Origin of the sequence: Rhizobium sp. Root1334 (genome assembly GCF_001426665.1) — a bacterium.
Classification (GTDB): Bacteria; Pseudomonadota; Alphaproteobacteria; order Rhizobiales; family Rhizobiaceae; genus Pararhizobium.
This window is the reverse complement of record NZ_LMEY01000001.1, coordinates 1,518,605-1,530,000: the sequence shown is the minus strand read 5'-3', so window position 1 is coordinate 1,530,000 and position 11,396 is coordinate 1,518,605. Positions and strand designations below refer to the sequence as shown.

Genomic DNA, 11,396 nt, shown 5'->3' with positions numbered 1-11,396 from the left:
AAGTACTCGTGCATGACCGATAGCGAACAAGTACCGTGAGGGAAAGGTGAAAAGCACCCCGACAAGGGGAGTGAAATAGAACCTGAAACCGGTTGCCTACAAACAGTCGGAGCCCGCAAGGGTGACGGCGTACCTTTTGTATAATGGGTCAACGACTTAGTGTGACGAGCAAGCTTAAGCCGATAGGTGAAGGCGCAGCGAAAGCGAGTCTGAACAGGGCGTTCAGTTCGTCGCATTAGACCCGAAACCGAGTGATCTAGCCATGAGCAGGTTGAAGGTTGGGTAACACCAACTGGAGGACCGAACCCGCATCTGTTGCAATAGATTGGGATGACTTGTGGCTAGGGGTGAAAGGCCAATCAAACTCGGAAATAGCTGGTTCTCCGCGAAAACTATTTAGGTAGTGCGTCGACCGAATACCCTCGGGGGTAGAGCACTGGATGGGCTATGGGGACTCACCGTCTTACTGATCCTAACCAAACTCCGAATACCGAGGAGTACTAGTCGGCAGACACACGGCGGGTGCTAACGTCCGTCGTGAAAAGGGCAACAACCCTGACCTCCAGCTAAGGTCCCCAAGTCATGGCTAAGTGGGAAAGGATGTGAGGATCCCAAAACAACCAGGATGTTGGCTTAGAAGCAGCCATCATTTAAAGAAAGCGTAACAGCTCACTGGTCTAAATAAGGGTCTTTGCGCCGAAAATGTAACGGGGCTAAAGCCATGCACCGAAGCTGAGGATACGCAGTAATGCGTGTGGTAGCGGAGCGTTCCGTAAGCCTGTGAAGGGATACCTGTGAGGGGTCCTGGAGGTATCGGAAGTGCGAATGTTGACATGAGTAACGATAAAGGGAGTGAGAGACTCCCTCGCCGAAAGACCAAGGGTTCCTGCTTAAAGTTAATCTGAGCAGGGTTAGCCGGCCCCTAAGATGAGGCAGAAATGCGTAGTCGATGGGAACCACGTTAATATTCGTGGGCCTGGTGGTAGTGACGGATTGCGTAACTTGTTCAGACTTATTGGATTGTCTGGGCGGGGAAGCGGTTCCAGGAAATAGCTCCACCGTATAGACCGTACCCGAAACCGACACAGGTGGTCAGGTAGAGTATACCAAGGCGCTTGAGAGAACTATGCTGAAGGAACTCGGCAAATTGCACGCGTAACTTCGGAAGAAGCGTGACCTCTTCGTACGCAAGTATGGAGGGGTGGCACAGACCAGGGGGTAGCGACTGTTTATCAAAAACACAGGGCTCTGCGAAGTTGCAAAACGACGTATAGGGCCTGACGCCTGCCCGGTGCTGGAAGGTTAAAGGGAGAGGTGCAAGCTTTGAACTGAAGCCCCAGTAAACGGCGGCCGTAACTATAACGGTCCTAAGGTAGCGAAATTCCTTGTCGGGTAAGTTCCGACCTGCACGAATGGCGTAACGACTTCCCCGCTGTCTCCAGCATAGACTCAGTGAAATTGAATTCCCCGTGAAGATGCGGGGTTCCTGCGGTCAGACGGAAAGACCCCGTGCACCTTTACTATAGCTTTACACTGGCATTCGTGTCGGCATGTGTAGGATAGGTGGTAGGCTTTGAAGCAGGGACGCCAGTTCTTGTGGAGCCATCCTTGAAATACCACCCTTATCGTCATGGATGTCTAACCGCGGTCCGTTATCCGGATCCGGGACAGTGTATGGTGGGTAGTTTGACTGGGGCGGTCGCCTCCGAAAGAGTAACGGAGGCGCGCGATGGTGGGCTCAGAACGGTCGGAAATCGTTCGTCGAGTGCAATGGCATAAGCCCGCCTGACTGCGAGACTGACAAGTCGAGCAGAGACGAAAGTCGGTCATAGTGATCCGGTGGTCCCGTGTGGAAGGGCCATCGCTCAACGGATAAAAGGTACGCCGGGGATAACAGGCTGATGACCCCCAAGAGTCCATATCGACGGGGTTGTTTGGCACCTCGATGTCGGCTCATCGCATCCTGGGGCTGGAGCAGGTCCCAAGGGTTTGGCTGTTCGCCAATTAAAGCGGTACGTGAGCTGGGTTCAGAACGTCGTGAGACAGTTCGGTCCCTATCTGCCGTGGGTGTAGGAATATTGACAGGATCTGTCCCTAGTACGAGAGGACCGGGATGGACATATCTCTGGTGGACCTGTTGTGGCGCCAGCCGCATAGCAGGGTAGCTATATATGGAATGGATAACCGCTGAAGGCATCTAAGCGGGAAACCAACCTGAAAACGAGTATTCCCTTGAGAACCGTGGAAGACTACCACGTTGATAGGCCGGGTGTGGAAGTGCAGCAATGCATGAAGCTTACCGGTACTAATCGTTCGATTGGCTTGATTGTTCTCATTGCTCATGTTCATTGAAATGAACAGAGCCATCTGTTTTGTCTTCATGCTGTCGCCGCTCAGGCGGCTGCGCTGCAGACGGCGCGCCAAACGATTGGCGACGCGCTCTGCGCTTGCGGTCTTCGACCGAAAGCCAGGCAACAAGACGTGTTCAAAATATAAGAAAGAGGGTCTCCCTCGCCAGCTTCTCATTTGGTTTGTCACCGTCGCCGGTGACATTCTTGCCCTTAGTTGACCTGGTGGTTATTGCGGGGTGGCTGCACCCGTTCCCATTCCGAACACGGCCGTGAAACGCCCCTGCGCCAATGGTACTCCGTCTTAAGACGCGGGAGAGTAGGTCGCTGCCAGGTCTATTAATGGCAAGAAAATACCAAACACACTATCTTCTCTTCTACCTCCGGCCCAGCCGAACAACAGGCCGCCCTCAAGCGGCCTTTTTGCTTCGGTAAAATGCCGGGGAACCTGAATTCCAGGGGCGGCGGAAACAGTTTCTACCTCCCTCACAGGAGACAAATTGCCTCTGGCAATTTGCTCAGAATGAATACCGGAACGGGCATACGGCCCAATCCGTAAGCGACAAACCTTCGGTTTGCGCTGTCGACGAAAACCGCAAAGGCGGTTTCCTCGTCGCGATCTTCGGCTTCGCCGAAGACGCTGATAACGCGGGGTGGAGCAGCCCGGTAGCTCGTCAGGCTCATAACCTGAAGGCCGCAGGTTCAAATCCTGCCCCCGCAACCAAACAAAAAACAAAAGCCCGTGATCAGAAATGACACGGGCTTTTGTGCGTTAATGGCCACAAAACACAAGCGGCAATGATAACGCCACAAGCCAACGCGCAGCAAGCGGCGGCCATGAGACACGAAATTCTATTGTCGGCTAATTCCGTCCTTGAGATAGAAGACAATGTCCGCCGAACTGTCCGCACGATGACGCAGTTCCGTCGCAATCTGCTCAAGCGCCAAATCCAGGCAATAAACCGTCTGATGCGCGTCAAGCTGAGCGGCATTTTCTTTCGCGAAGACGATCAGGCGGGTCAAGGCGTGAAACTCTTCGATCTCGCTGTCTGCGTCGAGAGTGTTCAAAGCAATGGTGGCGTATGCTGCTGGCATAATCGGCTCCGCAATGATTCGCGGGCATACTAATCGCAACCGGGACAAGTTTCGCGTGACACGGGCGTGACACACTCAAAGATGGATGGCCGGGATTTTACGCCACGGAATGATGGTTCCGCATTTCGTTCCAAAGGGTTGTGCGCTGGAACTCCCAGTCCGGTTTGGCTGCTGATCGTCCCCCGTCCAACTGTGACATCACGGCGAGAAGTTCGATGGCATCCGCGCGCTTTCGATTGACTTTACACGCTTGCAAAGCCATCGCGATGGACGTCTTTCTCTGATCCTCAAGGGCCGCGGCCCGATCAAGAATTGATCGCCATGTCCGGTCCTTGAAAAAAATAGCGCGGGCAACAGCGTCCAGATGAGTGGCTTCCGTTGGAGAGATGGACCGCCTTTCAAGCAGGACCTCGAGCGTGGCGGTGACATTGACCAATGGTTCGCTGAGCGGTAGCCAGCCAAGCTCCGCAGGTCCATGAATTTGCGCCACGTCCGCATCATCGATACGGGTGCCATCAAGGTATTCCCTGAAAATAGTGCCGACACCGATCATTCCAAATGGATGGCATTCCGCGGCGCGCAGCGCACCCATGCTCGCTGCTCCGAGCACCTGTGTTCCGGACCTGAGAGCATAGAGTATTTCCTTGTGCCAGATCGGTGCGGTATATTCGAAACCGCCGTCAACAATGCCGATCACGGCTGCTCCCTCTTCGACCGCGCGAAAGAGGTCACCCTGCACTGCTGGTCCCCGGACAATGATATCGGTGGTATAATCCCTGGCGTCCGGCAATGTCGGGCCAACATAGAGAAGTTTCATCCGAAGGACCCTTTTGCGAGGGCGCGCTGGCCAAACCTTTGGGCGCGGCGGCCTTCGGGATTTTCCAGTTTTGGGGCGAGGACCTTTGCCACCGCAAACGGCAACGCCGGTTCGCTGAGCGGCACAGCAATGACCGGCCCAAGTTCCATTTGTTTCAGAGTGTCAAGGATTGTGCCGCTATTGGCGGCTGACGGCCATCCGTCGTTGCGCCGGTAGGGTTTGAGGGGAACCGCTGAATTCACCTTCAACAGGGTTTGGGTTTCTCCCGGGAGCGGCCTGTTGTAGACCGGTGGATAGATATCGTCCCGGCTGCCGCTGATGAATGTCATGCGCGACTGCACCGCTTCCGTGACCGCGCGGATCATGGCTCTGGCCGCTGAGGGATGAGTTCCTGCCCCGTAGTTCACCGTGACAAAACGTGGGTTGCGGGCGGAAAGAACGTCAATCGGCGCGATCAGGGCGTTAAAAGAAGGAACGCCGATATCGCTGGTCATATCGAATAACCGCAGCACACAGCCGGCCGCTTCGATGCTGGCAACCAGCGATGAAAGCTCCGGACGCTCAATGGATCCCGGATCAACGCAGGACGATTGGCGCGCACCGGCACTCGACACTTGCCACAGAACGTAGGCATCCCGCTCTATACGTTCGTTCAATCCGTGAAAAACAGCCTCATTCAGGGTGTTCCCCGACGCCAGCCCGTCGGACGATTGCCAATATCTGCAATCGATCAGCGTGCGGTCAAGGGTGACGGCATCGAGCGGTACATGGATGTCGTCCCCGGAAACCAGGTCAGTCCCGACAACAAAGGAGATCGGTTCGTCATCCCGTGGCGGTGACCGGCCTGCTGCTATCAGGCAGGGCAGCATGTCGAACCGTTTCCCGGCACGCCTGAGTACACGTGCCGTGGTGTGAACGATATCGGCGTGTGGACTTGCCGCCACGCATCGTTCGAGGGCTTCCATGACAGCTGACGTCCTCGCCTCTTCGTCCGTCAGGCCCTTTCCCTGCGCGACGACGATGGATTTTGCGTTGGGCGTATAGGCACACCAGACCGGAACGCCGATGCGATCGAGGCCGGTATGGCGGGCAACACGGGTTATGCCGAAACCGGGAAGGAGGGAGGACACGCGTGCGTATGTCTCGGCCGGGCTAAACGCCCTGTCGCTCCATCCCGTTTCATCGAACATCAAGCGTCGAAAAGCCCTGCTGATACGGATGCAGCAGAAGAAACAGCAACCGCGAAGTCGACGTCTTTTATCACAGTGCCGCCTGAAGCGCGCAATTGGCTTGCCGAGGCAAGTGATCCCGAGGCTTTGGTAAGCTCGGTGACTGTTCCTGCGTCAATGTCGGCCAGGTAGAGTTTTTTATCACCGGGAAACCCGATCACCACGACTTTGGACATTTCATTCTCCCTCTCTGTTGACGTTTCAGTAGCCGGCTTTCGTTAGGCCCTCGCGATACATGTCTTTCTGCCAGGTCTCCCTGATCGGGACGATAGCGAGCCATTTTTGCAGATCAAATTGCGGGTTGGCCTCGCGATCTTTCCGGCGGTAGTGATGCGCGCGCTTGGTGTCGCCAAGCATAGCCCAGCTTGCCGCCAGCAGTCTGTGTGCCGAGGCCTGGTTGGACATGCTGTGTATTCGGGAAACGGCTTTGTCGAAGGCGCCGACGAAGTAGCTTGCGCCCGCAGCACACCAGAAATATTCGTCCGGTCCCAGCGGATTGAGCGAGATGGCACGCTCGATTTTTGCGAGCCCTTCCATGGGGCGGGAGGCATGGATGAGCGCGTCGGCGAAGCTATAGATCGCGTCGGCGTAATGAGGGCTCAGTTCCTCTGCGCGGGCCAGCGCGTCGAGGCTCTCGTCAAGGGCGCCGAGATAGAGTTTTGCCATGCCAAGTTCTTTGTACCCGTAGGCAATATCCGGATTGCTTTCGATTGCCGATCGCGCGTTCGCCTCCGCCTTGCGGAGCAGTTCGGGATCGCCCCTGGCCGTCAAAACCCATTCGATGGAGTATGTCTTGGCAAGGCCGCTGAAGGCGTGGGAGAAATCACCATTGTGATTGAGCGCTTCCCTGAATGTCTTCCTGGCGCTTCGAACCGAGGGCAATGTCAGCCGGCTCATCTGTTGAACGCCAAGAAGATACCGCTGGTAGGCATCCGGATGAAACGCGTAGTCGCTGAGCGCATTCTCGTTGCGCTTCAACTCGACAAGGATGCGGTCTTTCACAACGCCTGCCAACACCTTCCGATGTGAAGACAAAAGCCCGCCGGTTATCTCAAAACGTTCGGCATAGATCACGTGGTCCGATGGAACGAAAATGATTTGAACGAAGAGCCCGTCATCGGTCAGCTTTGTATCGACCACATAGGAGATGTCGTGCTTGTTGAGCAGGAGAACCTTGTCTTCGCTGGCACGAATACGTTCGGCTGTGTAAGGCGCGATGATCGAAAGACTGCGCAGCGAACACAGCCCGATCGCGACGTCGTCGATCAAGGCACTCGCTCGTGAAAGATCAAGGGCTGCAGAAGATACTCCGATCGGCGGGAGAAGTGCCACGCGCGGCAATTTCGATACGCCGAATGTCCATTCACTATCCGAAGGGTGGCCGTGCTCGACTGTCGCGAAAACCCCTCTGGGCTCGGCCGTGCGCTCCACCGGTTGCAGCTGCGGTTCGGCCGAGAGCGTTCTGCGCACCGCCTGATCGTCCGGCCAATGCTCCAGAATCAGGAATGCCGCCTGTCTGGCCGCTGAAGATTCCGCAACCGGAGAAAGCTCCGACGATTTCTTCAGCAACCGTTCGCGCATCAATTCCAAATAGGTGCGGCGCTGCGATTTCAGCCATCGGCCGGCCAGGCCGTCGGTATCGTCGAATTCGGCAAGAAACGTCCGGCTCATCAGTTCGACAAGAGAGGACAAGGGCGTCTTTGCTGTCTTTGTCGCATCCGCGTCGCAGCTGAGTTGCTGGCGGTCGAGGCGAAGATGTGTGGGCGATATGGTCAGGACCGGCCCGTGTGCTGCCCGCAGACGCGAAATCAGCTTTCTCAGGTTTGTAAATGCAAGCGCGCGATCCTCGTTGCCCCACAGGAGGTCAGCCGCTTCGTCTCGGCCGATTTCAGCGCTGGCGCCGGTGGCAAGATACGCGACAAGGAACAAACCCTTGCGAGGATACCGGCACTCCTGTCCCGCGGCATCAAGCAGGCACAACCTACCGAATGTCTGCAGGAACATGGGTTTCACCGTGGATCAGGAGAAGCAACGCGTTCTGTGTCCGCCGCCTGCGTAACGGTGTCATCAGCGTTTGCGAGCGCCTTCGTCAAAGTGATGATGGACAGGCGAACCTGCTTGTTCTTGATGGAGGTGAAGGCTCGGTTGAGCATCACGCCATCCCTCGAGAGCAGGAATGTGCCGATCTCGTCGACTTCCCTTGCCAATCCATCCGGGACCACGGGTTCATGGTCCTCGAAGAAGTAGCCAATGGGAACGTTGAGCACCAACGCCGCAGCTTGCAGTTTGCTCGCACTGACGCGGTTGGTGCCCTTTTCATATTTTTGAATTTGCTGGAAGGTGATGCCCAGGCGCTCGCCCAGTTTCTCCTGGCTTAATCCTAAAACCAGCCGTCGCGACCTCAGACGATTGCCGACATGAATATCAATTTGATGAGGTTCGCTCTTTGACACGTCCATTACTCCCGTAATTGCCACGATTCCGATATGCGGTGGCAGTTCTCAGCATGCCAATTTTCATTAGAAATGCAATATTTACGCGGTCGCTCTGAGAGAGGGAATTCCAGAAATGCGGTAGCCATTGCATTACAGGCCGCCCCGCGGGCCATTGAACATGAAAGGCGTCAGGCAGTTTTGGGCTGCACGTGTTTTGGAGAACAGGCCTGTGTCCGTGAAATCAGAGTGATGTGCGGTTGAGCGCACCAAGACGGCTCAGCCACACACCGGGGTTCGATCCTCTATGGTCTCGTTGCCCGTTTCAGATGGCTGCTGAGTGTTTTGTTGTGGCCGCCGTAAAATAAGTATCGAAACGAGCGGCGATGAGACGGACGAACGGGCGGCCTTTGGCTGTGACCTCAAACCCGTCATTGCGCCATTCGCACAGACCATCGCTTTCCATTGCCGCCAGGCGTTTCGCCTGCATCACGACTGCGCCGGCGGAAGTGCCGAAACGGCGCAGGGCTTCGTGGCTCGAAAAGCGGAAATCGCACATCAGTTTTTCGATTACCCACCGGCGGACGCGATCGTCGTCCGATAAAGCAACACCGCGCATCGTGGCGATCCCCTCGTCTTCAATGCGGCGGGTGTAGTCGCCGGTCGCTGGCGAGTTCTGCAAATAGCCTTGCTCGAACTGGCTGATAGCCGATGGGCCGAGCCCGATGATGGTGCTGCATTGGTCAGCGGAATAGCCTTGGAAATTGCGCCGGAGCCGGCCCTGTTGAGAGGCTTGCGTCAGGGCGTCGCCTGGGAGGGCGAAGTGATCGATGCCGATTTCCTGGTACCCGGCGTCAAGCGCCAGCCTCCGCACGGCTTCTGACTGCGCGTAACGTGCCTGCCCGTCCGGTAGCCATTCATCCTTGATCTGGGTCTGGTGTTTCTTCATCCACGGCACATGGGCATACCCGAACAGCGCCATGCGGTCAGGTGCCAGTTGCAGTGCCTGGTGCAGTGTCGACGCAGCGCTTTCGACGGTCTGGTGGGGCAGGCCATAGAGCAGGTCGAGGTTGACGGAATTGATCCCGCGGGCCCGAACGCCATCAACGACATAGGCCGTCTGCTCGAGGCTCTGCAGCCGGTTGATGGCTTTTTGGACGCGCGGATCGAAATCCTGGATGCCGAGGCTCGCCCGGGTCATGCCGAATTCCGCGAGTGCGTCCAGCCTTTCCTCATTCATGTCGTTCGGATCAATCTCGATACTGATTTCCGCATCCGGCAGGACGTGAAAAGAGCTGCGGAGACGCTTGCCGAGCGTGATCAGATCGTCTGGGCGCAGCATCGTCGGCGAACCGCCGCCCAGATGGATAGCGCCGGCCGGAGCACGTCCGTCGAGAAGCCGGCTAACGGTATCGATTTCCGCGTGCAAAACCTGCAGATAAGCGCTCACCGGCTCATAGCGCAGCGTCTGCTTGGTATGGCAGGCGCAGAACCAGCACAGCCGGTCGCAGAACGGGATATGCAGGTAGAGCGACACGGGCTTTTCCGCGGGCAACGTGGATAACCATTGTCTTGCAGTCTCAGCCCCGAGACCGGAATGAAAATTCGGCGCGGTTGGGTAGCTGGTGTAGCGGGGTACCTTGGCGTCGAGCATTGCTGCTGCTGGCAACATTGGTGGCTCCGATCTGAGCATCATTCAGCGGCCAAGACCCAAAAGGACCGGCCTTCGCGGGCAACCTGTCCATATTCTCCGCTCGTCGCTTTGATCTGGATCAAGGCGCGTCTCTTCGCTTGCCCCGAGAAGGGGGCAGGGGACCGCTGCGCGCGGTTCGACATCTGATTGATGCGGGGACGACGAGATGAAATACGGATCGGCGATCATCGGCACCGGCATAGCGGCGTTTTTCGCGCTGCTTGCTGCCGGCCTTGCCAAGGACGAGCTGTTCGCAAGCCACATGGGAATTCTGGTGATCGTGCTGATCGGCGCGGTTGTCATGCTGATGCGCCAGACATCGTTTGTGCGACAGCCGGCGGTGGACATGTCAGCCTATATGGACGGCCCGATCCGCTACGGCGTCATCGCGACCGTATTCTGGTGCGTCGTCGGCCTTCTGGTCGGCGTCGTCATCGCATTGCAGCTCGCCTATCCCGATCTCAACGTCGAGCCGTTCCTGTCCTTCGGGCGGGTCCGGCCGTTGCACACATCGGCCGTGGTCTTTGCCTTTGGGGGCAACGCGCTGATCGCAACGTCGTTCTATGTCGTCCAGCGCACCAGCCGCGCCCGGCTGTTCGGTGGTGATCTCGCCTGGTTCGTCTTCTGGGGCTATCAGTTGTTCATCGTCATGGCGGCGACGGGCTATCTTCTCGGCATCACTCAGGGCCGCGAATATGCGGAGCCGGAATGGTATGTCGATCTCTGGCTGACGATCGTCTGGGTCTGTTACCTCATCGTCTTCCTCGGCACGATCCTGCGCCGCAAGGAACCGCATATCTACGTCGCCAACTGGTTCTACCTGTCGTTCATCGTCACGGTGGCGATGCTGCACATCGTCAACAACCTGGCGGTTCCGGTCTCGATCACCGGCTCGAAGAGCTATTCGGCTTTTGCCGGTGTTCAGGACGCGCTGACCCAGTGGTGGTATGGCCACAACGCCGTCGGCTTCTTCCTGACCGCAGGCTTCCTTGGGATGATGTATTATTTCGTGCCGAAGCAGGCCAACCGGCCGGTCTACTCCTACCGCCTGTCGATCATCCATTTCTGGGCGCTGATCTTCCTCTACATCTGGGCCGGTCCGCACCACCTGCATTACACCGCTCTGCCGGATTGGGCGCAGACGCTCGGCATGGTCTTTTCCATCATGCTGTGGATGCCTTCGTGGGGTGGCATGATCAACGGCCTGATGACGCTCTCGGGCGCCTGGGACAAGATCCGTACCGATCCGATCATCCGGATGATGGTTGCGGCCATCGCCTTCTACGGCATGTCGACCTTCGAAGGCCCGATGATGTCGATCAAGGCGGTCAATTCGCTCAGCCACTATACCGACTGGACCATCGGTCACGTCCATTCCGGAGCGCTTGGCTGGGTCGGCATGATCACTTTCGGCGCGGTCTACTTCCTCGTGCCAAAACTGTGGAACCGCGAGCGGCTTTATTCGGTGCGCATGGTCACCTGGCACTTCTGGTTCGCCACGCTCGGCCTCGTCGTCTACGCCGCGGTCATGTGGGTCTCGGGCATCCAGCAGGGTCTGATGTGGCGCGAATACGACCAGCAGGGTTTCCTGGTCTACTCCTTCGCCGAAACCGTCGAGGCGATGCACCTCTACTACGTCGTGCGTGCGCTGGGCGGAGCTCTTTATCTCATCGGCGGGCTGATCATGGCGTGGAACGTCACGATGACCATCCTCGGGTACCAGCGCGACGAACAGGAAATCGGCGGCGCCGTGCCAGCGCCCCAAGCGGCCGAATAAGGAAA

8 protein-coding genes, 1 tRNA gene and 2 rRNA genes (1 of these 11 cut by a window edge) are annotated in these 11,396 nt (G+C 57.2%); 4 read left to right on the top strand and 7 right to left on the bottom strand.

All coding sequences use genetic code 11. The annotated features are described in order from the left end of the window. The 3 genes from ASD36_RS07440 to ASD36_RS07425 all read left to right on the top strand — a co-directional run. A 23S ribosomal RNA gene (locus tag ASD36_RS07440) occupies positions 1-2,330 on the top strand (it extends 467 nt beyond the left edge of the window). Between the two features lie 239 nt (positions 2,331-2,569). After that, positions 2,570-2,684 (top strand): 5S ribosomal RNA (gene rrf / locus ASD36_RS07430). Positions 2,685-2,995: 311 nt separating this feature from the next. Further along, a tRNA-Met gene (locus ASD36_RS07425) sits at positions 2,996-3,072 on the top strand. A 128-nt stretch (positions 3,073-3,200) separates the two neighbouring features. Here the strand turns inward: ASD36_RS07425 and ASD36_RS07420 are convergent. The 7 genes from ASD36_RS07420 to hemN all read right to left on the bottom strand — a co-directional run bounded on the left by ASD36_RS07420 (position 3,201) and on the right by hemN (position 9,593). After that, positions 3,201-3,443, bottom strand: coding sequence for a hypothetical protein (locus tag ASD36_RS07420; protein WP_060502979.1), 243 nt, complete (start codon positions 3,441-3,443; stop codon positions 3,201-3,203). Between the two features lie 97 nt (positions 3,444-3,540). Next, on the bottom strand, positions 3,541-4,140 hold the full coding sequence (locus tag ASD36_RS07415) for a TfuA-like protein (protein WP_244481977.1): 600 nt from the start codon (positions 4,138-4,140) through the stop codon (positions 3,541-3,543). A gap of 116 nt (positions 4,141-4,256) precedes the next feature. Continuing rightward, on the bottom strand, positions 4,257-5,450 hold the full coding sequence (locus ASD36_RS07410; protein WP_060502977.1) for a YcaO-like family protein: 1,194 nt from the start codon (positions 5,448-5,450) through the stop codon (positions 4,257-4,259). Then, positions 5,450-5,665: a hypothetical protein gene (locus ASD36_RS07405; RefSeq protein WP_060512010.1), complete on the bottom strand. Its 216-nt coding sequence runs from the start codon at positions 5,663-5,665 to the stop codon at positions 5,450-5,452. The genes ASD36_RS07410 and ASD36_RS07405 overlap by 1 nt, the downstream gene beginning before the upstream one ends. A gap of 25 nt (positions 5,666-5,690) precedes the next feature. Beyond that, a complete protein-coding gene (locus tag ASD36_RS07400) occupies positions 5,691-7,493 on the bottom strand; it encodes a hypothetical protein (RefSeq protein WP_060502975.1) in 1,803 nt (600 codons plus the stop codon). Positions 7,494-7,498: 5 nt separating this feature from the next. Then, positions 7,499-7,948, bottom strand: a complete 450-nt coding sequence (locus tag ASD36_RS07395; RefSeq protein ID WP_060502974.1) for a helix-turn-helix transcriptional regulator — start codon at positions 7,946-7,948, stop codon at positions 7,499-7,501. A 298-nt stretch (positions 7,949-8,246) separates the two neighbouring features. Continuing rightward, positions 8,247-9,593 carry an oxygen-independent coproporphyrinogen III oxidase gene (hemN, locus tag ASD36_RS07390; RefSeq protein WP_060502973.1) on the bottom strand — a complete coding sequence of 449 codons (1,347 nt, stop codon included), beginning with the start codon at positions 9,591-9,593 and terminating at the stop codon, positions 8,247-8,249. Between the two features lie 187 nt (positions 9,594-9,780). On the opposite strand from hemN, the gene ccoN reads away from it, so the two are divergent. Continuing rightward, positions 9,781-11,391: a cytochrome-c oxidase, cbb3-type subunit I gene (gene ccoN / locus ASD36_RS07385; RefSeq protein WP_060502972.1), complete on the top strand. Its 1,611-nt coding sequence runs from the start codon at positions 9,781-9,783 to the stop codon at positions 11,389-11,391. The last annotated feature ends 5 nt before the right edge of the window (positions 11,392-11,396 follow it).